We start from the raw sequence: 25057 nt of genomic DNA on the forward strand, positions 1-25057 counted from the left end.
TTTGTTCATGAAGAAATACGCTTGGCGCGTCAGCCTGATTGCCCTCTTCATCGTCGCCTCAATCGTTTACCTGGTACCGACGGTGGTCGGGCAGCTCCCCTCGTGGTGGAGCGGTGTTCTCCCCAAGGACAAAATCCATCTCGGTCTTGACCTGCAGGGGGGGACCCACCTGGTGATGGGGGTTGAGACCCAAAAGGCGGTGGAAGGTCAGCTGGACCTGATCGCCACCGATATCGAGGACTCGCTCAACGAGCAGAAGGTGCGCTTCAAGAAGGTTGGCAAGATCAGCAGCGACCGCGTTCAGGTCACCCTTTACGACAGCGCCTCTGCCGATGCGGTGCAGAAGCTGGTGAAAAAGAAGTACCCCGACCTCGAGCTGCTCCCGGCCACCAACGAGGGTGGCTTCGTCAACATGCAGCTTCGCATCAACGAGAAAGAGGCCCAGGTCCGCAAGGACCGCGCGGTGGCCCAGGCCCTGGAGACGATCCGGAACAGGATTGACCAGTTCGGCGTCGCCGAGCCGATCATCCAGCGCGAAGGGATCGACCACATCGTGGTACAGCTCCCCGGCATCAAGGATCCCAAGCGTGCCATCGAGCTGATCGGCAAGACCGCCCGCCTCGAGTTCAAACTCGTCGACGAGAACGTCAACGCTGCGACCGCCACCCCGGGGACCATCCCCGAGGACGACGAACTCCTCTATGAAAAGCGCACCGATCCCACCACCGGCGCCGTCTCCGAGACGCCGCTCGTGGTCAAGCGCAAGGCGATGATCACCGGCGAGCTCCTCACCGATGCCCAGATCCGCATCGACTCGCAGTACAACCAGCCCTACGTCGCCATCGAGTTCAACTCGACCGGCGCGCGGCTCTTCGACCAGGTCACCGCCGCCAACGTCGGCAAGCGCTTTGCCATCGTGCTGGACAACAACATCTACTCCGCCCCGGTCATCCGGGAAAGGATCTCCGGCGGCTCCGCCCAGATCTCCGGCTCCTTCACCGAAAAGGACGCCTCCGACCTCGCCATCGTTTTGCGCGCCGGTTCGCTCCCCGCTCCGGTCAAGATCCTGCAGAACGTCACCGTCGGTCCTTCCCTGGGTGCCGACTCCATCCACAAGGGGCTCTTCGCCGGTCTGATCGGCGTCGCCCTGGTCGTGGTGTTCATGGCGATCTACTACAAGATCTCCGGCATGGTCGCCAACATCGGGATGGTGCTCAACATCGTCTACCTGATGGGGGCGATGGCGGCCCTCGGCGCGACGCTCACCCTCCCGGGCATCGCCGCTATCGTCCTTCTGGTCGGTATGTCGGTCGACGCGAACGTGCTCATCTTCGAGAGGATCCGCGAGGAGCTCCGGCTGGGCAAGACGCCGCATGCGGCGCTCGACGCCGGCTACGACAAGGCGTTTTTGACCATCATGGACTCCCACGTTACCACGCTCATCACCGCGGCGGTGCTGTTCCAGTTCGGCACCGGCCCGGTCAAAGGGTTCGCCGTCTCCCTGAGCCTCGGTATCATCATCAACCTCTTCACGTCGCTGGTATCCACCCGGGTTATCTTCGACATGTTCCTCGATCGCGTCCGCGTGAAGAGACTCAGCATATAAGGGGGAGACAATGGAACTCATCGGCAAAACCAAGATCGATTTCATGGGGATGAAGAAGGTTACCTTCGTCATCTCCGGCATCATAGCCCTCATCGGGCTCATCGCCATCATCCAGATCGGCCGCGGCGCCGCCAACATGGGGATCGACTTCTCCGGCGGCATCGCGATGCAGCTCAAATTCGACAAGCCGGTCACCATCCAGCAGGCCCGCGAGGCCCTGGTGCGGGAAGGGGTGAAGGACGCCGAACTCCAGGAGATCACCGACGGTAACAAACTCCTGATCAAGATCCGCAAGGGCTCCCAAGGCGATGTGAAGGTCGCCGACCACATTCAGGACGTGCTCAAGAAGGAGTTCCCGGCCAACCCGTTCCAGGTGGAGAGCTCCACCGAGATCGGTCCCTCCATCGGTGAGAAGCTGAAGAAGGACACCCTGGTCGCCGTCGCCATCTCGATGCTCGGCATCGTCCTCTACATCGCCTGGCGTTTCGACTTCAAGTTCGGCGTGGCCGCCGTCGTGGCGACCCTGCACGACGTCCTCGCCATCTTCGCGGTCTTCTTCCTGCTGCACAAGGAGGTCAACCTCCTGCTGATCACCGCGGTCCTTACCATCGCCGGTTATTCCATGACCGACACCGTCGTCGTCTTTGACCGAATCCGTGAGAACCTGCACAAAAGCCTCAAGGATCCCCTCATGGACGTATTCAACCGCAGCATCAACGAGGTCCTTTCCCGTACCATCGTCACCTCGCTCACCGCGTTTCTGTCCGCGGTCGCGCTGCTCGTCTTCGGCGGCGAGGTGATCCACGACTTCGCCTTCGCGCTTGCGGTGGGGATCGCGGTCGGTACCTATTCGTCCGTCTTCGTGGCCAGCCCGATCGTCGTGATCTGGGAGAAAGCACCGGAAGAGGTCAAGGCATAAGAGAGGAATCGATGAGCAAAGAGAACCTGCTTACCATTGTGGTCGCCCTCATCGTCGGACTTTTAGGCGGCTACCTCATCTTCAATATCAGCAGCAGCAACAAGCAGGAGCCGAACAACGCCGCGGTCCCGCTGGGCGCCGGTTCTCCGACCGACTACCAGCGGCGCATCGCCGAGGCCGAAAAGATCGTCGCCCGCGAGCCCCAAAACGTACAGGTCTGGAACCAGCTCGCCAACGACTACTTCGACACCGATCAGCCCCAGAAGGCGGTCAACGCCTATACCAAGGTGCTGGAGCTCGAGCCGAAGAACGTGAATGCGCTGACCGACCAGGGGATCATGTACCGCCGTCTCGGCTGGTACGACAAGGCGATCGCCAACTTCGAGAAGGCGCAGGCGACCGATCCGCGGCACCTGCAGAGCCTTTACAACCTCGGCGTGGTGTACATGAACGATCTCAAGCAGCCCGAAAAGGCGCGCGAGATCTGGACCAAGTACCTCCAGTTCGACTCGACCAGCCCGACCGCCCAGCAGATCAAGTCCGAGATGCAGAACATGGCGAACATGCCCCCCGGCATGGGCAAGAAATAGTCGTCAGATACCAGTAGCCAGTAGGCAGATTCAGAAATCTGTAATCAGTAATCAGTCATAGGTCCGCCCAAGTCCCTCTTTGCGAAGGGGGATTTAGGGGGATTTGTCTTATCCAGTCCACCCTCCTCTTTCTTTCAAGGGGAGGGTGCCGTTTTTTGGGCATCTCGACCCACCAGTGCATTTCGGGACCGAGTGTGATTGACACTGTGGGAGCGAATACCTTCTGATCACGCGCGCCAGGAATGGCGCTTCCGCAGAAAATACTGTAGTCTTCCCCAACTGTCATTTTGATTTATCCCTGTTACGGAGCTCCCCTTTATGCAACCTGTCACGCGAAGAGAGTGGCTCCCCCGGGAGGGGGCGCCGGAAGGGGTGCAAAGGCTCGTCGATTCCTCGATCCCGGCCCTGGAAGCCCGCATCCTGGCCAACCGCGGCATCGTCGATCCCGAGGTGGCCGATCTCTTTCTTTGTCCGGCGCTCAAGGCGCTGCACGACCCGATGACGCTCACCGGGATGCCGGCGGCGGTCGAGCGCCTGGCCCAGGCGGTTTCCCGGGGCGAGACGGTATGCGTCCACGGCGACTACGACGTGGACGGGGTCACCTCCGTGGCACTCCTCATTTCCTTCTTCGAGGAAATCGGTCTCAACGCATTCCCCTACATACCCAAAAGGCTCACCGAAGGGTACGGCCTCTCCGATCTCGGTGTGGAAGCCGCCCGGGTACGCGGGACGGCGGTCATGGTCACCGTCGACTGCGGCATCTCCTCGGTCGCCGAGGCGCTTTTATGCCGCGGCGCCGGTATCGACCTCATCGTCACCGACCACCATGCGCCGCCGGAAACCCTCCCCGACGCCTACGCCGTGATCAACCCGCACCAGACCGGCTGCCAGTACCCGTTCAAGGAACTCGCCGGGGTTGGGGTCGCCTTCAACCTCCTCGTTGCCCTGCGCGCCAGGTTGCGGCGCGATGGCCATTTCCCTCCCGGTAAGGAACCGGACCTGCGCCGGTACCTGGACCTGGTCGCCTTGGGGACCATTGCCGACGTCGTGCCGCTGCTCGGCCTGAACCGGGTCCTGGTCAGCTACGGCCTCAAGGAACTGACTGCGGAAAAACGGGTGGGGATCAAGGCGCTCAAGGAAGTATCCGGCGCCACCGGCGAGGTGGGATGCGGTGCCGTCGGGTTCCGGCTCGCCCCGCGATTAAACGCCGCCGGCCGCCTCGAAGACGCTGCCCTGGGGCTCAAACTCCTTCTGACCGAAGATCCGGACCAGGCCCGTGAGATCGCCCAGCAGCTCGATGACAGCAACGCCCAGCGCCAGGCTTTGGAGCGCGCCATGCTTGAGGAGGCGCGGCAGATGCTGACCAGCGGCGCTTACAAGGGGCGCAAGAGCATCGTCCTTGCCTCGGAGGAGTGGCACCCCGGCGTGATCGGGATCGTCGCCTCGCGCATCGCCGAGATGTTTCATCGTCCCGTGGTCCTTTTCGCCCTGCAGAACGGGGCGGGGCGCGGCTCGGGGCGCAGCATCTCCCGGTTCCATCTGCTCGATGCGATCCGTGAATGTGAAGAGCACCTGGTCCGGTTCGGCGGCCACAGCCACGCCGCCGGGCTGTCGATCGAGGAGTCGCGTCTGGAGCGGTTCATCGAGGAGTTCGAAGCGGCAGCCGGGCGGGTACTCGATGATGACCTGCTCACCCCGCGCCTTTACTATGATGCCGAGATCACCCCGCGGGACCTGGACCTGGCACTCCCGGAACGCCTGGAGCGTTTGAAGCCTTTCGGGATGGGAAACCCGGAGCCGCTGTTTCTGTTGCGTGGGGCGACCGTGGTGTCGACGCGGGTCTTGAAGGGGGGGCACCTGAAACTCGATCTTTCCTGCGGCGGCAAGCGCCTGGAAGCGATCGCCTTCGGGCTCGCCGAGCGGGAGCCGGCCGGCAACCGGCTGGACCTGGTCTTCGCACCGACGGTCAACGTCTGGAACGGCAGGACCAGGCTCCAGCTCGTGGTTAAGGATTTTCGGGAGGTGGCGGCGGCATGCTGAGGCACGAGCGTTTCAACCGCGCCGATCGCGTGATCCGGATTGGCTTCTGGATGAACGCCTTTCTCATGGTGATCAAGCTGGCCGCCGGTCACTTCGGCCATTCCGAGGCCGTGTTTGCCGACGGCGTCGAGAGCGCCTGCGATCTGGTGGTGATGGCCGCCACCATCGTGGCGCTCAAGGTAGGGCGCAAACCGTTCGACGAGGAGCACCCCTACGGGCACGGCAAGGTGGAAAGCCTGAGCGCCATCCTGGTATCGCTCATCATCTGCGCCACCGGCCTGTGGATTCTCTACGACTCCGTCGTGCGGATCCGGGAAGGGGACTACGAATCCCCCCAACTCATGGCGGTTGGTGCGGCCTTGGTGACCATCCTGGTGAAGTGGGCGCTGGGGCGCTATACCATGGGGATCGGCAACCAACTGGGGAGCCCCGCGGTGGTCGCCGTGGCCCGCGACCATAAAAAAGATGCCATCACCTCCGTTGCGACCCTGATCGGCGTCACCGGCGCCTATTTTGGCGTGGAAATGATGGACCCGATCGCTGCCGGGATCACCGCCTTCTTCATCGTCCATCTGGGGTTACAGGGTTTCCGGATGTCCGCCCACGAACTGATGGACGGCCGTCCCCAGGCCGAGCTGATGAGCTCGATCGCCGAGGTGGCCGCCGCAGTGCCGGGGGTAGGGCGGGTGCATGAGATTCGCGGGCGGCGTTCCGGGCAGTACATCATCGTGGACATGGAACTCGACATGGACCCCGAGATGACCGTCAAGCAGAGCCACGACATCGTCGAGACCGTGAAGCGGCTCATCTTCGAGCGCTTCCCCAATGTAGGCGACGTCATGATCCACATCAACCCGTGGGACGACCCCCACGAAGACCTCACCCGCCTCTGACAAAAAAGACCGTCCCCTTTTTCCTCCCGTATCCTCACGCCGGAATAGGGCGCCTATCGGCTGCTAAACACGGCTACCGCAAATGGCTTTTGCTGAAACAACAAGACCCCGCAAGCTCGGCAGTGCGGGGTCTTGTTACATCGTGGCTTGGTGTTCCCCTGAGCCCCCTGTTTGCCCGCCCGACGGACCGCCGGGCGCAAGGTGCAGCCTCGTTTCCGGGTGAATCTAGTTTAAGCGCACCGTAAACCTAATTGACGACCAAATGCCCGGGATGGAATCTGCCGATCGTCGGCAACTCCTTTGGGTGCCAGCGAATCTTGGAACCTCAGATCGCCATCAGGCTGATCAGGGCGGACCAGGGGCTGGTGCCGTTGCTCAGGATCGCCCGGACCCTGAACCAGTAGAGTCTCCCCGGGGTCAGATTCCTCATCTCGATTCGGTTGCACCTCGACGAAACCACCAGGTATTTCCAGTTTTCCTCATTATTGGGGTCCTCAGCCCACCACACCTCGTAGCTCTTCGCACCAGGGATCCGGCTGCATCTGCCGATGATCACCCCGTGCTCCGTTCCGTGCTTGACGGTAAAGTTTTTCGGCCCCGTCGAAAGGGAAAGGGCACGGGCTTGCGGGGACGTGGTCGTCTTTTTGATCCAGCCAAGTCCGGCCCGGATCAGAAGGGTCGAGTCCTTGCGGGCGGCAATGCTCACAAAATCGAGAACATCGCCGAACATGCTGTTGAACTCATGCCTTCGGGTGTTCGTTTCCACCGTCTTTACCGGGTCGCCCCGAAGCGATGCGGCGTGAGTTTGTTCCAGTTGCTGGAACGATTCCCTGAGTGCGTCCGGGGTTGCCAGGAAAAAGGCCCAGGTGAACCCGAGGATTCCCGTTTCGGTGAGTGCCTCGACGGTGGGACGGGCCTTGAGAAGGAACTCGCCGTGCCCGAGTTTGTTGAATGCGGTTATGAGGCGTTTTTCCATCGGGGTACTCCTCGGCCTGATTGTGATTGGTAAATATTAATCGTAGGAAGGGTACTATGCGCATGGCCGATTGCAACCAGAGCGGCGTCGAATTCAAGGTGAACGGAAGAGGAGTAGATCCGGGGGGACGAGTCGGTAATTCACTGTGGGTGTTAGACCAACTACGCGGCAGGTTTTTAAAGTGAACGGACGAATGGCAAACTCGGAGGGGAGGATTGCCAACTCAGGAGGGAAAATGGCAAACTCCGCGGGGAGGATTGCCATCTCAGCAGGGAAAATGACCAACTCCGCGGGCGGAGTTGTTAAAACCTGCGGCCCAATTGCAAGAGTCGGCGTGGTGAATTGCAAACTCTCAAGTATGAAATGCAAACTCCGGTGCAGGCGTTGTTAAAATCGCCGGCGCATTTGCAACCTCGGCACATGGAATGCGTAAATTTCGGGTAAAATACTTCCAACTCACGAGCCGGCAAGACCTGTGGCATGAGAAACTGTCTGGGCGGTTATCGCGTTGCAGTCACGGTGAAGTCCCATTGTGGCCTCCCCTGCGTGAACGCGGTTGGTCAACCCACACTCTGAGCACCACACACCCTGTCTCGGTCACAGGGGCCTTTGACAGTTCTTTTACTCTCAGTTGAAATTAAAGATTTGACATAAATAATTTAATCGTGCTAATTATGCACAGCTCAAAATCACCCGTACTTTGGGAGGAACCCTTCCCGGGCTAGAGGGGGGGGGCTGTAACTTCACCGTCACTACGGTGTCATTACCAATCGAGGGCTTCAACGTGTCACTTACTCATTCCCGTGTCATATACACCACCATCTATGCCGTAGTGTCATCGGTCGACTATCACGGTCCCGCATCGGGATTCAGCATCCTGCGGGTGACCGGGGAAGGTCTGGACAGGGAAGTGAAGCTGTTCGGGAGAATCAAACCGGTGGCCGTGGGGGATCGCCTGGAAGCTTTCGGGATGTGGCATGAGGTCGAGGGGGAACGCGGATTCAACGCCTTCGAGATCAAGAAGGTACAGGAGGTCGCATGTTTGTGAGAATCCTGTTGAAAAACGGCACCATCAGTCTGGTCCCCGAAGGTGAACTGGACCGAATGGTCAGGGACCAGGAGGTGACCGCGATCCGCAGGGACAACCGGTGGGTCCTGATTGCGGAGGTGCCGTTGAGAAAGCGGGATCTTCCTTTCCCAGGGGCCGGCCGACGGTGGTCGGACCTCGACCAGATGTGGGAGGCCATCTCCCGTGTCGGGAACGTTCACCGGCGGCTTTAGCGAAGATTACCCAAATAGAAAAAGCGCCCTGCGGAGATCTTTCCTCCCGGGGCGCTTTTGCGTTTTGGGCCGGAATCTTGTCGGTCTCAGCCGCGGAAAACGTCGGTGACCAGTTCCAGATCGCCGCTTACGCAAACCTGCAGCGACATCCGGGTTCTCCGGACGTGGCTTTCCAGGTTGATCCACTCTTCGTTGATCTGTTTGCTTTGCCCTTGGGCGACGTACTTGGGGGTGTTCTTAAGCTGTTCTTCCAGCGCTTCGAGCTGGGAACGGATCGGTTCGCATTTGGTAGCCATAGGGTCCTCCTCTTCTTGCCCCTGTTTCGATCATAGCATTTACCGGCGTACCGGGTAAACCCGGCGTCGGGATCGGGTGCGAAGAGACGCGGCCACCGGACCGGGAGGGGAGCTCCGGTTTACCGGAAACTTCGGAATCACGCGGCTCTAGGGGGCATAAGTTCTTGACAGGACACCGGTTGCGGTAGTATACAGGATCGTTTTTGTAAATTGCCATGAATAGGAGGAATGATGAAACGGAACATGTTTAGCAAGTTCGCTGGTTCCCTGCTCGCTCTGGCACTCGTCTTCGCCGCCTCGTCGGCGTTCGCGAAAGTCGCTACTGTCGACATCCCGGTGGACAGCCAGATGTACGCCCAGGCTCCGCAGCCGCTGACCCCGTCGCAGTGCGCCCAGTGCCACAGCTACCAGTTCGGCGCCCTCAAGGAGAAGGGCGGCAAGCACCGCTTCGCCTGCCAGGAGTGCCACAAGGCTTTCCACGCGTACAACCCGAACAAGGGGAACTACGCCGAGATTATGCCGAAGTGCTCCCAGTGCCACACCGACATCCACGGGCCGGCCAACAAGGACTGCGCTACCTGCCACACCAACCCGCACACCCCGCGGGTGGTCAAGGTCACCGAGCGTCTGACCAACAGCTGCGCTACCTGCCACCAGGAAGAGAAGGCTGAGCTGGTCCAGTTCCCGAGCAAGCACTCCCTGCTCGCCTGCTCCAAGTGCCACCACACCCGTCACGGCTACAAACCGTCCTGCCAGGAGTGCCACAAGCCGCACTACAAAGGGCAGGAGTACAGCAGCTGCCTCGGCTGCCACTCGGTCCACAAGCCGAAGAAGGTTACCTACAAGTCCAACGAACCGGCCCAGACCTGCGGTTCCTGCCACACCAAGGTGTACGGCAAATGGACCAAGACCGTCAGCAAGCACTCCAAGGTCAACTGCGCCACCTGCCACCACGACAAGCACGGCTACATTCCGAAGTGCGAAGAGTGCCACAAGGCTCCGCACCCGGCCGGTATCCTGAAGCACTACCCGCGCTGCCTGGATTGCCACCTCGACGTGCATGAGCTCCCCGGCATGGGGGGCAAGAAGTAAGCCCCGAGCAGCATCCAGCCCCCCGGCGCGAGCCGGGGGGCTTTTTTCGTTTAGGTAATGCGCTGTAGGGAGTAGCATGGTTTGTCGCATGTCCCACGTCGAACGTCCCACGTCCCACGTCCCACGTCCCACGTCGAACGTCGAACGCCGAACGCCGAACGCCGAACGCCGAACGTAAACCTCGAGATACATGAAAGGTTCCCTTAAAAGCATCACCGTTCCGCTGCGCGACTTCGCGCTGCCGGCGCCCCGGGTTGGGCACCTCGAGCCGCACTCCGGTTCGGGCCGTGCCACCGCCGAAGGGCAGGAGATCCACCTCAGGGTCCAGAAAAGGCGCGCCCTCGCCGATCCCTCCTCCCAGGCCGAAGTCCCCATCAGTGCCACCTTCGAGCGCGACGGCTACCGTTTCACGGTGGAGGGGCGGATGGACGGGCTCTTCCCAAGCACCCCGCCGCGCATCGAGGAGATCAAAAGCAGCTTCGACCTGCACGACCTGGTGCGCCGCCTCAAGGACGATCCCTACCGGCACCCTTATGCGCTCCAACTCTTAAGCTACGGCTATTTCTTCTGGCTCAAAGACGGCGTCCTTCCCGAACTCACCTTCCACCTGGTATCCTCGCGCACCTCCGATGCCGTAGATCTTCCCCTCGAACTCGATCCCGAGCGTTACCGGCAGTGGCTCGACCTGCGCCTGGCCGAGCTGGCCGTCGATGCGGCCCAAGGGGAGAAACGGGCCCAGCGCCGGCGTCAGCTGGCCGCCGGGTTTCCCTTCCCCTTTGCCGAGCCCCGGCCGGGACAGTTGGAGCTGATCGCCGAGATCGAAGCGGGGATGGCGGAGCGCCGCCCCATGCTGATCCAGGCGCCGACCGGGCTGGGGAAGACGGTGGGGGTGCTCTATCCGGTGCTCAAGGAGGCGCTGGCCCGGGGACAGCGGGTGGTCTACCTCACCCCGAAAAACAGCCTCCATGCGGTGGCCGAGGAGGCGGTGGCCCGGTTCAAGGAGGTCGGCGCCCGGGTGAAATCGCTTTGCATCACCGCCAAGGGGAAGATCTGCTTTCACGACGAGCCGCTTTGCGACCCGGAGAGCTGCGAATATGCCCGCGACTACTACGACAAGCTGCGCGAGCATGGCGTCCTGGAAATCCTGGCACGCAAGCGGCGCCTTCGGGCCCGGACCTTCCGGGAGATCGGGGAGACCTACCGCGTCTGTCCCTTCGAGCTGCAGCTCGATCTGGCCCACGAGGCGGACGTCGTTGTCTGCGACTACAATTACGTCTTTGCCCCCCGCTCCGCCGCCACCCGGATTGCCGCCTCCGGCATCGATCAGCAGGGGAAGCCGAACCTGGTGATCGACGAGGCCCACAACCTCCCGGCCCGCACCATGGACCAGTACTCGCCGGCCTTATCCACGGCCCTGCTGGAGAGCTGGCGCGAGGATCTGCAGCGGATCCCGGCCCGCTTTCGCCGCCCGGGGGAGGAGCTTCTCGACGCCTGTCTCGCCGCGGTCCGTGGCTGCCGCGGCAGGGGAGAGACCCCCTTTCGGATCGATCCTCCTGTCGAGCTCTTCTGGGATACCGACGCGAAGCTGCGCGCTTTTCTCTCGCGCTACCTGGAGGCGGACCTGGAGCTCGGCGCCGACGATCCGGTGCTGCGTCTTTGCTATACCTGGTCCTCATTCGTGGAGAGCCTGGCATACCTGAAGGACCCGGAGCGGGACGAGTTTTTCGCTACCTTCCATCCCGACCGAAACGGCGGCGGGACCCTCAAGATCACCTGCTGCGACGCCGCCGCGCTCATCAAGCCCTGCTACCAGGAGTTCGGCCAGGTGGTGGCGTTTTCGGCGACCTTGAAACCCTTTGAGTACTACGCACGGCTTTGCGGGCTCGATCCGGCCCGGGTCCGCAGCGCCGAGTTCAGCACTCCCTTTGCGCGGGAGCGGCGCAAGCTCCTGGTCATTCCGCAGGTCTCCACCCGTTACTCGCGGCGCGAGAAGAACTACGCCAAGATCGCCGAGGCGGTGGCGCGCATCGCCGCGCTTCAGCCCGGTAACTACTTCGCCTTTTTCCCCTCCTTCGATTTCCTGGAACGGGTCGCCGCCCTCTTTAACGTCCCGGACGGTTTCGAACTCTTGCTGCAGGAGCGCAGGATGCGCGGGGACCGGGTGGAGTCCCTTCTGGAGCGGCTGCGCCAGGAGGGGGCGCCGGCGATCGCCTTCGGGGTCCAGGGGGGCTCCTTCGCGGAGGGGGTGGATTACGCCGGCAAGATGCTGATCGGGGCCTTCGTGGTGGGGCCGCCGTTGCCGACCTATGACCTGGAGCGCGAAGAGATGCGGCGCTATTATCAGAAGCGTTACGGGGCGGGGTTCCAATATGCCTACGGCATTCCGGCCATGGCCAAGGCGGTCCAGGCGGCGGGAAGGGTGATCCGGTCGGAACGTGACAAGGGGGTAGTCGTGCTGATGGACGATCGCTTCCTGGAACCGGAATATAGCGCGTCGATGCCGGGGGACTGGTTCGCCGAGCAGGTGACCGAGTTGGTGTCGGGAAGCATCCTCAGCGAGGTGGCCCAGTTTTGGGAAAAGGAGTAGCTAAGGGGAGATAAACGAAAAAAAGGCGGCCGATAGGGCCGCCTTTTTTTCGTTGGTGCGGTGCGCAAAGAGGCTAGTGCTTGGCCTCTTTCTCCGCTTGAACGTGGCAAAGAAGCTGAGTGACGATGGTGATGCAACTGACGATTGCAAGCCCTCCGATGATCAATAGCAGCATGACTTTTACCTCCGTTCTTGGAGTAGCTCCGGCGCTTAGAAAGCCGCGGAGCAGGTGTTGGCAGTGGCGGTGATGGATTTGCTCGACTCCTGCCGCTCCTTTTCGTACTGCAGATAGCACGAGAACTGGACGGAAAGGACGAGGATGCTGGAAGCGGCAAAGAATTCGAGGATGTAAGCAAGCATGTTTTTTCTCCTTTTTAAATCAACGGTAAAGGGTTAACAGGCAACAGCGCACGCTTTGGTTTCGCCGGTAACTTTTTCTTTTCTATAGCCGGTCAGGCAGACCAACTGGTAGGAAACTGCCATGACGCTGGATGCCGCCAGAAACGTAAGGTAGAAAGTGATCACGCACAACCCTCCATGTTTTTATCTGTTTTCCGCTTACTTGAACGGTGCGACGCTTCGTTGCTCATTAGCTTAGCGGGAAGTATGCCAGGATTTCATGCTCTCATGAGAGAGGAGAATGTGGGGCTCTAATTCTTACGGAAATGTAAGGTTTTTCCCCGCAATGGGGTGTCTCAAGTGACCGTAAATAAAGGATAAATGTGTTGGGTTGCGAAGGGGGGGATGTTCAAAAAAAATCAGCGGGGGGAGGGAGCGAAACGAGAGGAGTTTAATATCGGGACTCGAAAATTGTGGCATTTCGGTCGAATAACGTTCTTTGGCGAAATGGCGGCAGATGCCTACGCTTTTCCGCTGATTGCCTGCGGATGCCCATGGATTCGGGCTTTGCAGCTTTATTGCGGAGATTTGCCCGGTTTGGCGGGTTCGGCTGCGCTGCACGTTTGCTGCCACCTGCGATTCTAAAGCCCCGTAAATACTGACTATGCAAGTTTAGAACAGTAAATGTGCAAGAACGGTGCATTGACCGGAGGATACGTTATATGGCCGGAAAATGCGGGCAGGAGCCGATATTTGCCAGTGCTCCCGCGAAGCAGAGGCGGTTGGATCGGGGAGGATGCCGGAAGGATCGATCCTGGGCAACTTCTTTCGTGATGGTCGTTTTGCCGGTTTGGGTGCGGTGGGGGTGATTTTGTGCGCGTCATCAGGGGGGGGCCGGTTGGGGACGGAATCCGGGAAAAACGGTTGCCGAAATTGATAAAAAAATGAACAGGGGGGGTGCTGGTCGTTTTCTTGCACCGAATCAAGCAACGGGGTGGCCGGTACGGGCAGGGGGGGGCGCGATCCTCGCGTCCTGGTCCGTCTGGACCGAGTCCTCCGGACATGGTCGCGGTGGTATCGCTGTATTTCCATGAGCGATCTCAGCAGTACGTTCTGTACCTGCACTGGTCATTCGATAACATAGACTATGTCATTGTGATCAGTTGTTGCTTGAGGGGGCATTAACTGTTGCAGAAAATTCGGCTGTGGTGTATGTAATCATGCTTAATTGAGTTTTTGCCATACTGTTTGCTGTGTTTTGTCAGAATCTGTATCCAGTTAGATATGTGTATACAGTCATTTCACGCTTTTAGCCTTTTGCTCGTGAAGAGCAAGTGTCCGTCTTTTGTCGCCGTCCTTGGGGCGGCTATGCGGTATTTAATTGGTATTTCCACCGGATAGGAGCCGACCGCTCGCTTCCGCCCTGCGTCACCTCGCTTATCGGTATTTCGCCGAATGGCGGAATGCGATGACGGGGCAGGATGGCGGCGGCCGGGGCGATCCTTTCCGTGGCTGGTCCGGACCGCGGGTGCGGTGACGGAATATTGTATATGGGGGGAGTATGAGATCAGGAGCCGCGACCCGGGATCCCCGGAAAAATGCGATCCTCATCGTCGAAGACAATGCCGCGCAGGCCCAGTTGGTCCGGATGACCCTTGAACAGAAGGGATTTCGCTGCGACCAGGCCGCCACCGGTGCCGATGCCCTCGCCTACCTTGCCCAGAACCAGCCTCTGCTCATGCTTCTCGACTACACCCTGCCCGACATGAACGCGCTCGAGGTGGTCGCCGCCCTGGAAAACGAACAGGGGGAAGTTCCTCCCTTCATCATCATCACCTGCATCGAAGACACCCGCCTTGCCGTGAGCACCATGCGCAGCGGCGCCCGCGATTTTCTGGTCAAAGACTTCGAATTCTTGGAACGGCTACCGGCTGCCGTACAGCGGGTAAAGCGGGAGATCGAAACCGAACGGCGGCTCAAACAGGCTGAACTTGCCCTTCGGGAGAGCGAAGCGCGCCTGGCCAAGGCCCAGCAGATTGCGCGGATGGGGAGCTGGGAGTGGGATCCTGCCACCGACCGGGTGATCTGTTCCGACGGCCTGGTGCAACTGCTCGGCCTCTCTCCCCAGGCGGTCGCCAAGGCGACCCTGCGCGACCTGATCCGCTACCTTCATCCGGGCGACATGGAGCCGGTCCAGATGGCCCTTTTGGATTGCCTGCGCACCGGGGACCCCTTCAACATCGACTGCCGCCTGGTCCGCGACGACGGGGTCGAACTGTCGGTGAACGCGCAGGGGGAGGTGGAGCCGGACGAGGAGGGAACCTACTCCAGCATGACCGGTACCATCCTCGATATCACCGAGCGCAAACGGGTCGAACACGAGATCCAGCAGCTCGCCTATTACGATCCGCTGACCGGCCTCCCCAACCGCACCCTGCTCGGCGACCGTCTGAGCCAGGCGATCGTGCAGGCCAACCGCGACGGCCGGCTGGTCGGCGTCATCTTCCTCGACCTGGACGGGTTCAAGGAGGTGAACGACACTTTCGGGCACCACAACGGTGACCGGCTTCTCAACTGCGTCGCGCGGCAGCTGGTGGAGGTGGTGCGGGAGACCGATACGGTGGCGCGGATCGGCGGCGACGAATTCGTCATCGTGCTGACCGCGATCAGCCACGAGGAGGATATCGGAGACGTCGCGGGCAAGATTCTTGCCGCGGTCTCCGCGCCGGTCCAGCTTGACAAGGCCGAGGTGGTGGCGACCGGAAGCGTGGGGATCTCCATCTTCCCGCTGGACGGGGAGGACGTGCAGACGCTTCTCAAGCATGCCGACGTCGCCATGTATAATGCCAAGGATCTGGGCAAGAACAATTACCGCTTCTATTCCCAGGCGATGAACGTGAAGCTGGTGGAACGGCATACCCTCGACGCCGGGATGCGGCGTGCGCTTTTGGGCTCCGAGTTCGCGGTGCACTACCAGCCCCAGATCGACCTGGTTTCCGGCGCCCTGATCGGTACCGAGGCGCTCGCCCGCTGGCAGCATCCGGAGATGGGGATGGTTCCGGCGGCGACCTTCATCCCGCTGGCCGAGGAGACCGGGCTGATCTGCTCCATCGGCGAGACGGTGCTGCGTCACGCCTGCCTGCGCAACAAGCAGTGGCAGGAGCAGGGGCTGGGCCGGCTGACCGTTTCGGTGAATCTTTCCACCCGCGAATTCCGGCAGAAAAACCTGGTGGCGCTGATCGGATCGGTGCTGGAGGAGACCGGGCTGGAACCCTGTTTTCTCGAGCTGGAACTGACCGAGGCGACCATCATGGTGAACGTCGACGAGGCGGAACGGACCCTGCGCCAGTTAAAGGAACTTGGGGTGCTTATTTCGGTGGACGGTTTCGGGACCGGCTACTCATCACTTATGCGCCTGCGCCGCTTCGGGATCGATCGGATCAAGATCGACCGCTCCTTCCTGCGGGATCTGCCGCAAAGCCAGGACAACGCTGCGATTACCCAGGCGATAGTCGCCATGGGGCAGAGCCTTGGGCTCAAGGTACTGGCGGTCGGCGTCGAAAACCACGAGCAGCTCGGCTTTCTCAAGGGGCTTGGCTGCAACGAGATCCAGGGGTATCTGGCGGGACGGCCGCTGGGCGAGGAGGCGGTAACCACGATGCTTGCCCGCCAGGCGGCGGCGCAGGTCGACGTCGAGGTCAACTACCCTCTCAACGACCCGCTCCGCTTCGGCCCTGCCTACACTTCCTAGCGCTGCTTGGATAGATCCATTGCCAGTTTCCACGTCCCGTTCTTTGCACTGAGCCGACCTGCAATGCGTCAGCCAGATTAATTGCCCGGCCTGCATTCAATAAAGACCGTGGTGAATCAGCACTCGCCCGGTGCGGGTAAAAATCTACCGCTCCGGTTTCTACATTCTGTCCTTCCCCACTTCCTCCTCCTTTTCAGACTGACGACTTTTTTGTTCCTTTGATAGATAGTTTGCTGTCACATTGTTGTGACAGGGGAAATGGATGGTAGAATGTCCCCTTTCGTTGCTACTGTCAGTGGCCACGTATGACGGAGGGTATCATGAGAAAAGTAGTGCAGTTGTTGCTGATCCTTCTTGTTCCGGCCGTTTTTTCCGGTTGCGGGTACAACACCATGCAGGCCAAGGAAGAGGCCGTGTTTGCGTCCTGGGGCGACGTTGAGGCCGCCTACCAGCGGCGTGCCGACCTGGTGCCGAACCTGGTGGAGGTGGTGAAGGGGTATGCCAAGCACGAGGAGGAGACCCTGAAGGCGGTAACCGAAGCCCGTGCCCGGGTCGGTACCGTCCAGGCCACCAAGGACACCATCAACGATCCCAAGGCGCTGCAGAAGTTCCAGCAGGCCCAGTCCGACCTGGGCGGGGCGCTGTCGCGTCTGATGGTCGTCGTGGAGCGCTATCCCGATCTGAAGGCGAACCAGAATTTCATGGACCTGCAAAACCAGCTGGAGGGTACCGAAAACCGCATCAACGTGGCCCGGGTCCGTTACAACCAGGCGGTGCAGGATTTCAATACCAGCATCCGCACCTTCCCCAATTCCCTTACCAATTCGGTGCTGCTGCACCTGAACCGCAAAGAGCCGTTCCGAGCCGAGGAAGGGGCGCGGACCGCGCCACGGGTTAAGTTCTAAACCCGCCCTGACCATGCGCGCCCTTTTCCTTTCCCTGTTGCTGATTGCTTGCTGGACCGTTGCCGCCCCGGCGGTGGAGGTCCCGCCGCTGCGTGCCCACGTGAACGACTACGCCGGGCTGCTCTCTCCGGAGACGTCCCGGCAACTGGAGGATGAACTCGCCGGATTCGAGCGCAGCGATTCGACCCAGATCGTGGTCCTCACCGTGGCATCGCTCGATGGGGTCCCGATCGAGGAGTATTCGATCGCGGTGGCGGAAAAGTGGCGCATCGGACAAAAGGGGAAGGACAACGGCGCCATCCTGCTGGTCGCCAAGAACGAGCGGAAGATCCGGATCGAGGTGGGACGCGGTCTGGAGGACCGGCTGACCGACCTGGTCTCCGGGCGGATCATCAGAAACGAGATCTCCCCTGCCTTCAAGCGGGGGGACTTCAGCGGCGGTATCACGGCCGGGGTGCACGCGATCATGGCGGTGGTCCGCGGCGAGTACGCGGCAGGGGCCCAGGACCTGCGGCACGGCAAGCGGGGCGCCCACCCGATCTTCACCCTGCTCATCTTCGTTGCGGTGGCGGCGGTGTTCTTCGGCGGGATCTCCCGGGTTTTGGGCGGGATAGCCGGGGCGGTGGGGCTCCCCCTGGCGGCCGTGATGGCCTATTCCGGCCTCTCGCTGGCGCTGCTCGGTCTGCTGGCCGCGGGCGGTTTCCTGCTGGGACTTTTTCTCTCCTTTCTCTTCGGGACCGGCGGGCGGGGCGGCTTCATGGGGGGCGGCCCCTGGTTCGGCGGCTTCGGCGGCGGTTTTGGCGGCGGGGGCGGCTTCGGCGGCGGTTCCGGTGACGGCGGTTTTTCGGGGGGGGGCGGTACGTTCGGTGGCGGAGGCGCTTCGGGGGACTGGTGACTACGAGCGGGGAAGGGAAAAGAAGGGTCGTGCTGACCCGGGGGGAAAAACACCGCATCCGGGAGGCGGTGACGCGCGCCGAGGCCCGATCCGCCGGCGAGATCGTCACCATGGTCGTCGAGGAGAGCGACCGGTATCTCGAAGCGGAGCGCCTCGGGGCGCTGCTGGTTGCGGCGCTCGTCGCGGCCGCGGTTGCCGTGGCTACGCGGCACGTCACCATCTGGAGCTACATCCCGCTGGTTCTGGTCGCGTACTTTCCGATGCTCGTCCTGTTCCGACGCTTTCCCCGGCTGAAGCTCTGCTTCGTCGGGCCGGCCCGGCAGGCCTTGGCGGTGCACGAGCGGGCCCTGGCGAGCTTTTTCCGCAAAGGTCTCTACCGGACCCGCCACGAGACCGGGATCCTCATCTTCATCTCGCTTTTGGAGCGCAAGGTCTGGATCCTCGGCGACCGCGGCATCAACGCGAAGATCCCGGAAGCCTCCTGGCGGGAACTGGCCGACGAGCTCGCGGCGGGGCTGCGCGAGGGGAGGGCGGCCGATGCGCTCTGCCATGCCGTCGATGCCTGCGGCGATCTTTTGGCCCGGCACTTCCCTAGGGGGGAGGACGACCGCAACGAGCTTTCCGACGAGGTGCTGACCTCCTGACCCAAGGTTGGGCGGGGCTCCCGGATCGGAACCGGGCGGGGCTTTTGGTGGGGCGAACCGGCGGCCCGATGTCAAAAAAACCCTTGACTTTTAAGTCCTTTCGCTTCCATAGTTATCATTAAACTGCCTAGCTGGTGAAGTTAACTATTATTTCATTTGAACACGCTGCGCCAAACGGCTCGGGCCCCAAAGCGGGAGCCCCTGACGTCTTTTTGCGCCTGAACGAGGGGCGCCGCTGGACACCCGTTCCATTCCTCCGGAGTTAGCATGACCGTAGACACCCAGAACCTCAACAAGCCTGCCCCGAATCCCTCGCACAAGCGCCTTGGGGAGATCTTCGTCGAGCGTGCCCTTTTGACCGAGGCCTCGATTCAGCGGCTGGTCGAGCACGCCAAGAGCAAGAACATCCGGCTGGGCGAACTGCTCGAGGTGATCGGCCTGGTGACCCCCCAGGAACTGGCCGAAGCGCTGGCGACCCAGTACCGCTGCCGCATCATCAACGACTTCGCCAAGTATGCCTTCCCGCAGGAGGTGCTGCGGCTCATCCCGATGGACGTGGCGGTGAAGAACACCATCTTTCCCCTGAAGCTGGATGGCGGCAAGCTCGGCCTCGCCGTGGCCGATCCGACCCAGCAGGAGCTCTTCGAGGAGATCGCCCAGCGCACCAACGTGAAGGTGATCCTCTACGTTTCCACCCGCACCGAGATCAACAAGGCGATCGCGCGGCACTACCTGGGGCAGAACATCACCGATCCCAACGCGAACACCATACTGGTGGTCGAGGACAACGAGCTGACCCGCGAGTCGGTGGAGCGGATCCTCAAGAAGCGCGGCTATGCGGTGGCGACCGCGGTCGACGGCATGGACGCCTTCAGCAAGATCTTCACCTTGAAGCCGAAGCTGGTCATCACCGACAAGGTCATGCCCAAGCTGGGTGGATACGAGTTCCTCTACGCGATCCGGAACATCCCCGAGTTCCGTTACATGCCGGTCATCCTGATGACCGCGGCGGCGACCCCGGACGAGGAGAAAGAGGCCCTGGAGCGCGGCTTCTTCGACTTCATCCTGAAGCCGGTGAAGGAGATCGGTCTGATGACCCGGGTGCAGCGCGCCTTCCAGAGCTCGGAGCAGTTGTACGGGAAGACGGGGTAACCGCGCCGCCCGCCGAGGCGGGCGAAGTTCAGGGTTCGATGTTCAAAATTCAAGGTTGACGGCTCAAAAAAAGGGGGCGGATCGTAAAAGATCCACCCCCTTTTCTTTATTAACAGAGCCGCGCTCTGAAGTCAGAACTCAGAACTCAGAACTAAGAACTCAGAATTAAGAACGTTGAACCGGTGTTACTTCCCGCCGGCGACCATCAGTTCGCTCACCAGCTTGGTGAAGCGGAGCGGGTCCTTGATCGGGGTGCCCTCGGTCAGAAGTCCCTGGTCGAAGAGGAGTTCGCAGTAGTCCTTGAGCTTGGCGTCTTCCTTGTTTTTCTCGAACATGGAAGTCATCACCTGGAGGATCGGGTGGTCCGGGTTGAGCTCCAGGATGCGCTTGCTCTCGGGCACCTCCTGGTTCATTGACTTCAAGATCTTCTCCATGTTAGCGTTCAGCCCCATCTCCTCGGCGACCAGGCAGCACGCGCTCTCGGTCAGACGCGAGGAGAAACGCACTTCCTTCACCCGGTCCTTGAGGGTCTCCTGGATGAAGGTGATCACCCCGCCGAATTCCTTCTGCTTCTCTTCCTTCTTGGCCTCCTGCGCCTTCTTTTCTTCCTCGGTTTCCAGCTCCAGGTCGCCGCGGTCGATCGCCTTCAGGTGCTTGCCGTCGTAGTCGTGCAGGGCCTGGACCACCCACTCGTCGACCGGATCGACCATGAAGAGGACTTCGTAATCCTTCTTGCGGAAGACTTCCATGTAGGGGGAGTTCTCCACCGACGCCCGGGACATGCCGGTGATGAAGTAGATCTCCTTCTGCCCTTCCGGCATCCGCTCCACGTACTCCTTGAGCGAGACGTACTTGCCGCTCTCGGTTTTGGAGCTTTCGAAAAGGAGCAGGTCCTTGATCTTGTCGAGGTTGGCGTGGTCGAAGTGGATCCCTTCCTTGAGAACCGGGCCGAACTCCCCGTAGAACTTGAGGTACTTGTCGAAGTCCTTTTCCTTCATCTCGGCGAGGGTGGAGAGGATCTTGCCCACCAGGCTCTTCTGGATCCGTTTGATCTGGATGTCTTCCTGGAGGATCTCCCGGGATACGTTGAGCGGCAGGTCGCTTGAGTCGACCACACCCTTGATGAAGCGGAGATAGTCGGGGAGCAGGGCCTCGCAGTTGTCGGTGATGTAAACCCGCTTCACGTAGAGGTGGACCCCCTTCTTGTGGTCGCGCAGGAAAAGATCGAACGGTTTGTGGGCCGGGATGTAGACGATCGACTTGAACTCGCTCACCCCTTCGGCGGAGTAGTGGATCGTGGCGAGCGGCTTGTCGTAGTCGTGGGAGATGTGCTTGTAGAACTCCTCGTACTCCTCCTCGGTGATCTCGCTCTTGGAACGGGTCCAGATCGCCTTCATCGAGTTGAGGGTCTCCTCGGTGGTCTTCTCGATGGTGCCCCCCCCCTCGATCACGTTACCTTCGGCGTCCTTTACCGGCTCGCTGCGGGTGACGTCCATGACGATCGGGTACTGGACGTAGTCGGAGTACTTCTTCACGATGGAGCGGATGCGCCATTCGTCGAGAAACTCCGTCATCTCCTCCTTGAGGTGCAAGGTGATGTCGGTGCCGCGGGTCTCCTTCTCGCACTCCTCGATGGTGTAGCTCCCGTCGCCGGCGGACTCCCAGCGGCAGCCGAACTCCTTTCCCCCCGCCTTGCGGGTGACCAGGGTGACCCGGTCGGCGACCATGAAGGATGCGTAGAAGCCGACGCCGAACTGGCCGATCAGTTCCGGGTTCTCGGCGAGGTTCTGCTCCTTGAGGGCGGCCATGAAGTTCTTGGTGCCGGACTTGGCGATGGTGCCGATGTTGTCGGCGACCTCGTCCATGCTCATCCCGATCCCGTTGTCCGATATGGTGAGGGTCCCGGCCTCTTTGTCCGGATGGATCTTGATCTTCCAATCCGCGTTCCCTTCCAGAAGCTCCATGTTGGAGTGGGATTCGAACTTCACCTTGTCTATGGCATCGGAGGCGTTGGAAATCAGCTCCCGTAAGAAGATCTCCTTGTTGGAGTAGAGGGAGTGGATGACCAGGTCCAGAAGCTGCTGGACCTCCGTCTCGAATTTTTTCACAGTTTTGCCCATGTCGTGGTGGTCTCCTTTGGCGGAATGTAGATAGCAGGGAAGAACCTAATCACGGGTCGCTCCATTTTCAAGGGGGAAAGGTGAAAAAGTAATCGGATGGGGAGGGAAAGCGGGGCCAGGAGCTGGGGACCAGGGGCTGGGGAATGGTGGCGCTGATTTGAACCGGGGTGCAAGGCTTTTCCGTGCACCGGGAGCGGCGGAGCGGGGCGTTACCAGGGCGGCAGGCTCAGTGCGAGGCAGAACAGGACCACCAGCATGAAGCAGAGGGGAAGTGCGGCGGGCAGGGCGACGGCCCGCACCGTTTCCGCATTCTTGATCGCCGATAGCGAGGCGTTCAGCCCGGTGGTGAATGCAATCGGATAGAGCCACACCGCATACACCATGAGGTAGCGCAGTTGCCATTCCAGGTCGTTTTTGCGGGGGGAATCGAAGACCGACGCGGTGAGGTAGAAAAGGACGGGCCAGGCCAGAAGCCAAAGTCCCAGCGGTGCGTAGAGTACCCAGAACAGCCTGCCCTTCGTTGTCTTTTCCATGGCGGGGGGGGAGATTAACCGTTGCCCCTCTCGGTGGCGATGCGGATGACGCAGTCATTGATGGCGCTGGCGAGCCTGTTGAACGCGAGGGGCTTCCAGCAGAAGTGGTCGATCTCGACCGGGCTTTTGGCGCGGAAGTCCTCGGCACTTTTTTCGCTGGAGGCGGTGATGACGATGGTTTTCAGCTCCGGCTTCACTTCCTTCATCCGCCGCGCCATCTCGATGCCATCCATCACCGGCATCCTGATGTCCGTGATCAGGATGTCGGGAAGGTGACGCTCGAAACATTCCAGCCCGCTCTTGCCGTTGGTGGCGGAATAGATGGTGGAGTCGGGCCTGAGCCGGGCCACCACCCGTTGCAAGGTCTGCAGGGCGCTCTCGTCGTCTTCGCAGAGCAGGATGCTGATCGGCATGTGCTGTGGCATGTCAGACCTCGATGGTGAATTCGGCGCCGGTGCCGGTGTTGCGCACGCTGACCCGGCCGTTCATCCCTTTTTCGATGATGTTCTTGGCCATGAACAGACCGATCCCGGTACCCTGGGTATCCTTGGTGGTGAAGTGGGGGTCGAAGACCTTGTAGATGATCTCCTCGGGGATGCCGCCGGCGTTGTCGGTAATGGTGAGTAGCGACTTCTCCCCCAGCGCCGCGATCCTGATTTCCACCATCGGCTTTTCCGTGCCGCGGGCCTCCACGGCATCCTTGGCGTTGTTCAGGATGTTGAGGATGACCTGGGAGTATTCGTTGGGGTAGCCGACGATGGTGGGGTCGTCCTGGAAGTGGAGCGTGATCTCGATCTCGCGGTTGTCGAAGCTCGCCTCGATCAGCTTGACCGCGTTGCCGACCACCTGGCTGAGGCGGAACGGGACCTTCTCCTTGTCCGGCTTGAAGAAGTTCCGGAAGTCGTCGATGGTGCTCGACATGTGCTGAACCAGCATCATCGCGTTGGCTACCGACTGGTCCAAAAACTCCGGGGTCAGCTCTCCTTCCTCGAGGACCATCGGCAGTTCCTGGATGATGAGCCCCAGCGCGTTCAGGGGTTGGCGCCATTGGTGCGCGATGTTGCTGATCATCTCCCCCATTGCCGCCAGACGGCTTTGCTGCAGCAGCATGTGCTCCTTTTCGCGCAGCTCCCGCACCGTCCGGGCGAGGTCCAGGGTCCGTTCCGCCACCCGTTGCTCCAGCTCCTCGCGGGCCCGTTGCAAGTTTTTTTCCGCCTCCTTGCGGTAGGTGATGTCGGTCAAGGTAACCACGCAGCCGATGACCCGGTCGCCGTCGTCGGTCAGCGGGGCGGCGTTGAGGAGAAAGTAGAGGATGGTTTCCGCGGCGACCTTGAGCCGGACCTCTTCGTTACGCCTAAACCGCCGCTGCAGCGGATCGGCCACGGTGAAGAGCCGCTCCGTCTCGCCCATGGTGAGCCGGTAGACGTCGTCGAAATGTTCGCCCATCGGGCTTTTGCCGAGCAGGTCGTTGGTGAGCTGGCTGGCCCGGATCACCCGCCCCTCCTCGTTGCAGACCACGATCACCTCTCCGGCCTGCTCGATGATCGATTTGGCCAGATTTCCCGAGGCGATGGTCTCGTCGAGCCGGATTTTTTCGGAGAGATCGGTGATGACCGCGCAGATCCCTTCTTTGCCGTCCTGATCCAGGGGGCGGCAGGAGAAGATGACCGGAATCCACTTTTCTTCGGGGGTCGTGATGCGGATTTCAACGCTGCAGCGCTCCTGGCGCCCCTTGTGCAGGATGGCGTCGAAGGCGTCCGCATCGGAGGGGACGACGAAACGCAGGAACGGCTCGCCCAGGATTTCCGGCAACGGGCGATCCAGCATGGTGCACAGGCGTGAGTTGCAGAAGAGAATGGTGCCGTCGAAAGCGAGGGTGCAGGCCCCTTCGTTCATGGTTTCCACGAGCACGCAGGAGGGATGATAACTCCCCTCAAGGGTGAACACCTTTTCGCCTACCGGCGTCCGGACGACGACGGCGTCGACCTCGCCGTTACGTATGGCGTCCAGAACCGCTTCGGCCTCGTGGAGCCGAAGCAGCAGTTCCTCCTTTTTCTGCCGGTTGTGAGCGGATCCCTCGACAGGCATCTTGGGGCCCCCAAAGCGTCACGACTCCGGATCCAACCCAAGTCCCTGGAGAATCGTGCTTGTTTTTGGCATGTCACCGATAAACCGCCGATGCGGCAAGGGCGACTCCTTGACCAGGGTCGGCGCGGCGACGATCTGGTGCGAGCCGGCCAGTTCCGGTTGCTCTTCGATATCGATCACCTCAAGGATATGGCGCTCCGGGAGGTGTTCCCGGCAGATGGCCTTGACGTTGACCACGGCGCGCTGGGAGAGGCGCGACCTGCCGGCAATATAGAGGCGCAACAGGTACCTTTCCGGCTGAGCTCGCTCCAAGGTCGCCTCCTGCAACGCCGAAATGCCCCTCCGGAGCG

The 25057-nt window shown here is 61.1% G+C and carries 23 protein-coding genes; 14 read left to right on the plus strand and 9 right to left on the minus strand.

Annotation, left to right across the window (positions count from 1 at the left end):
• Nucleotides 1-7: 7 nt before the first annotated feature.
• The 5 genes from secD (at nucleotide 8) to JFN93_RS02485 (ending at nucleotide 6048) form a co-directional block, all read left to right on the plus strand.
• Nucleotides 8-1606: a protein translocase subunit SecD gene (gene secD, locus JFN93_RS02465; protein WP_199382406.1), complete on the plus strand. Its 1599-nt coding sequence runs from the start codon at nucleotides 8-10 to the stop codon at nucleotides 1604-1606.
• Nucleotides 1607-1616: 10 nt separating this feature from the next.
• A complete protein-coding gene (gene secF, locus JFN93_RS02470) occupies nucleotides 1617-2525 on the plus strand; it encodes a protein translocase subunit SecF (RefSeq protein ID WP_199382407.1) in 909 nt (302 codons plus the stop codon).
• An 11-nt stretch (nucleotides 2526-2536) separates the two neighbouring features.
• A complete protein-coding gene (locus tag JFN93_RS02475) occupies nucleotides 2537-3115 on the plus strand; it encodes a tetratricopeptide repeat protein (protein ID WP_199382408.1) in 579 nt (192 codons plus the stop codon).
• Between the two features lie 318 nt (nucleotides 3116-3433).
• Nucleotides 3434-5155 carry a single-stranded-DNA-specific exonuclease RecJ gene (gene recJ, locus JFN93_RS02480; protein ID WP_199382409.1) on the plus strand — a complete coding sequence of 574 codons (1722 nt, stop codon included), beginning with the start codon at nucleotides 3434-3436 and terminating at the stop codon, nucleotides 5153-5155.
• Nucleotides 5149-6048 carry a cation diffusion facilitator family transporter gene (locus tag JFN93_RS02485; RefSeq protein ID WP_199382410.1) on the plus strand — a complete coding sequence of 300 codons (900 nt, stop codon included), beginning with the start codon at nucleotides 5149-5151 and terminating at the stop codon, nucleotides 6046-6048. Before recJ ends, JFN93_RS02485 begins: the two co-directional genes overlap by 7 nt.
• 325 nt (nucleotides 6049-6373) lie before the next feature.
• On the opposite strand, the gene JFN93_RS02490 is transcribed toward JFN93_RS02485, so the two are convergent.
• Nucleotides 6374-7024, minus strand: coding sequence for a fibronectin type III domain-containing protein (locus JFN93_RS02490; protein ID WP_199382411.1), 651 nt, complete (start codon nucleotides 7022-7024; stop codon nucleotides 6374-6376).
• Nucleotides 7025-7808: 784 nt separating this feature from the next.
• Between JFN93_RS02490 and JFN93_RS02495 the strand changes: the two genes are divergently transcribed.
• Both JFN93_RS02495 and JFN93_RS02500 read left to right on the plus strand, forming a co-directional pair.
• On the plus strand, nucleotides 7809-8072 hold the full coding sequence (locus tag JFN93_RS02495) for a hypothetical protein (RefSeq protein WP_199382412.1): 264 nt from the start codon (nucleotides 7809-7811) through the stop codon (nucleotides 8070-8072).
• The gene (locus tag JFN93_RS02500) at nucleotides 8063-8305 is read left to right on the plus strand and encodes a GSU3473 family protein (RefSeq protein WP_199382413.1); all 243 of its coding nucleotides are present in this window, start codon (nucleotides 8063-8065) and stop codon (nucleotides 8303-8305) included. The genes JFN93_RS02495 and JFN93_RS02500 overlap by 10 nt, the downstream gene beginning before the upstream one ends.
• 86 nt (nucleotides 8306-8391) lie before the next feature.
• Here JFN93_RS02500 and JFN93_RS02505 read toward each other — a convergent pair whose 3' ends face one another.
• Nucleotides 8392-8601: a hypothetical protein gene (locus tag JFN93_RS02505; RefSeq protein WP_199382414.1), complete on the minus strand. Its 210-nt coding sequence runs from the start codon at nucleotides 8599-8601 to the stop codon at nucleotides 8392-8394.
• A 231-nt stretch (nucleotides 8602-8832) separates the two neighbouring features.
• On the opposite strand from JFN93_RS02505, the gene JFN93_RS02510 reads away from it, so the two are divergent.
• Nucleotides 8833-9693, plus strand: coding sequence for a cytochrome C (locus JFN93_RS02510; protein WP_199382415.1), 861 nt, complete (start codon nucleotides 8833-8835; stop codon nucleotides 9691-9693).
• 190 nt (nucleotides 9694-9883) lie between these two features.
• Nucleotides 9884-12280, plus strand: coding sequence for an ATP-dependent DNA helicase (locus JFN93_RS02515; protein WP_199382416.1), 2397 nt, complete (start codon nucleotides 9884-9886; stop codon nucleotides 12278-12280).
• A gap of 210 nt (nucleotides 12281-12490) precedes the next feature.
• On the opposite strand, the gene JFN93_RS02520 is transcribed toward JFN93_RS02515, so the two are convergent.
• Both JFN93_RS02520 and JFN93_RS25720 read right to left on the minus strand, forming a co-directional pair.
• A complete protein-coding gene (locus JFN93_RS02520; RefSeq protein ID WP_199382417.1) occupies nucleotides 12491-12640 on the minus strand; it encodes a hypothetical protein in 150 nt (49 codons plus the stop codon).
• A gap of 33 nt (nucleotides 12641-12673) precedes the next feature.
• A complete protein-coding gene (locus JFN93_RS25720; RefSeq protein WP_268898773.1) occupies nucleotides 12674-12805 on the minus strand; it encodes a hypothetical protein in 132 nt (43 codons plus the stop codon).
• A 1375-nt stretch (nucleotides 12806-14180) separates the two neighbouring features.
• Here JFN93_RS25720 and JFN93_RS02525 point away from each other — a divergent pair.
• The 5 genes from JFN93_RS02525 (at nucleotide 14181) to JFN93_RS02545 (ending at nucleotide 19966) form a co-directional block, all read left to right on the plus strand.
• Entirely contained in the window at nucleotides 14181-16370 is a 2190-nt protein-coding gene (locus JFN93_RS02525) for a putative bifunctional diguanylate cyclase/phosphodiesterase (protein WP_199382418.1), read from the plus strand.
• Between the two features lie 320 nt (nucleotides 16371-16690).
• Nucleotides 16691-17275 carry a LemA family protein gene (locus tag JFN93_RS02530; protein ID WP_199382419.1) on the plus strand — a complete coding sequence of 195 codons (585 nt, stop codon included), beginning with the start codon at nucleotides 16691-16693 and terminating at the stop codon, nucleotides 17273-17275.
• A gap of 13 nt (nucleotides 17276-17288) precedes the next feature.
• Nucleotides 17289-18170: a TPM domain-containing protein gene (locus JFN93_RS02535; protein ID WP_199382420.1), complete on the plus strand. Its 882-nt coding sequence runs from the start codon at nucleotides 17289-17291 to the stop codon at nucleotides 18168-18170.
• A complete protein-coding gene (locus tag JFN93_RS02540) occupies nucleotides 18167-18814 on the plus strand; it encodes a TPM domain-containing protein (RefSeq protein ID WP_328753475.1) in 648 nt (215 codons plus the stop codon). Before JFN93_RS02535 ends, JFN93_RS02540 begins: the two co-directional genes overlap by 4 nt.
• A gap of 267 nt (nucleotides 18815-19081) precedes the next feature.
• Entirely contained in the window at nucleotides 19082-19966 is an 885-nt protein-coding gene (locus JFN93_RS02545) for a response regulator (RefSeq protein WP_199382421.1), read from the plus strand.
• Nucleotides 19967-20151: 185 nt separating this feature from the next.
• Here the strand turns inward: JFN93_RS02545 and htpG are convergent, their stop codons facing one another.
• From htpG to JFN93_RS02570, 5 genes are all read right to left on the minus strand, one after another.
• Nucleotides 20152-22086 (minus strand): molecular chaperone HtpG, encoded by a 1935-nt coding sequence (gene htpG, locus JFN93_RS02550; protein WP_199382422.1) that lies wholly within the window; start codon nucleotides 22084-22086, stop codon nucleotides 20152-20154.
• Nucleotides 22087-22295: 209 nt separating this feature from the next.
• Nucleotides 22296-22619, minus strand: coding sequence for a hypothetical protein (locus tag JFN93_RS02555; RefSeq protein WP_199382423.1), 324 nt, complete (start codon nucleotides 22617-22619; stop codon nucleotides 22296-22298).
• A 14-nt stretch (nucleotides 22620-22633) separates the two neighbouring features.
• On the minus strand, nucleotides 22634-23044 hold the full coding sequence (locus JFN93_RS02560; protein ID WP_199382424.1) for a response regulator transcription factor: 411 nt from the start codon (nucleotides 23042-23044) through the stop codon (nucleotides 22634-22636).
• A gap of 1 nt (nucleotide 23045) precedes the next feature.
• Entirely contained in the window at nucleotides 23046-24707 is a 1662-nt protein-coding gene (locus JFN93_RS02565) for a PAS domain-containing sensor histidine kinase (protein WP_199382425.1), read from the minus strand.
• An 18-nt stretch (nucleotides 24708-24725) separates the two neighbouring features.
• The gene (locus tag JFN93_RS02570) at nucleotides 24726-25019 is read right to left on the minus strand and encodes a circadian clock KaiB family protein (protein WP_236021500.1); all 294 of its coding nucleotides are present in this window, start codon (nucleotides 25017-25019) and stop codon (nucleotides 24726-24728) included.
• Nucleotides 25020-25057 lie beyond the last annotated feature (38 nt).

This window comes from Geomesophilobacter sediminis (genome assembly GCF_016458275.1).
GTDB lineage: Bacteria > Desulfobacterota > Desulfuromonadia > Geobacterales > Geobacteraceae > Geomesophilobacter > Geomesophilobacter sediminis.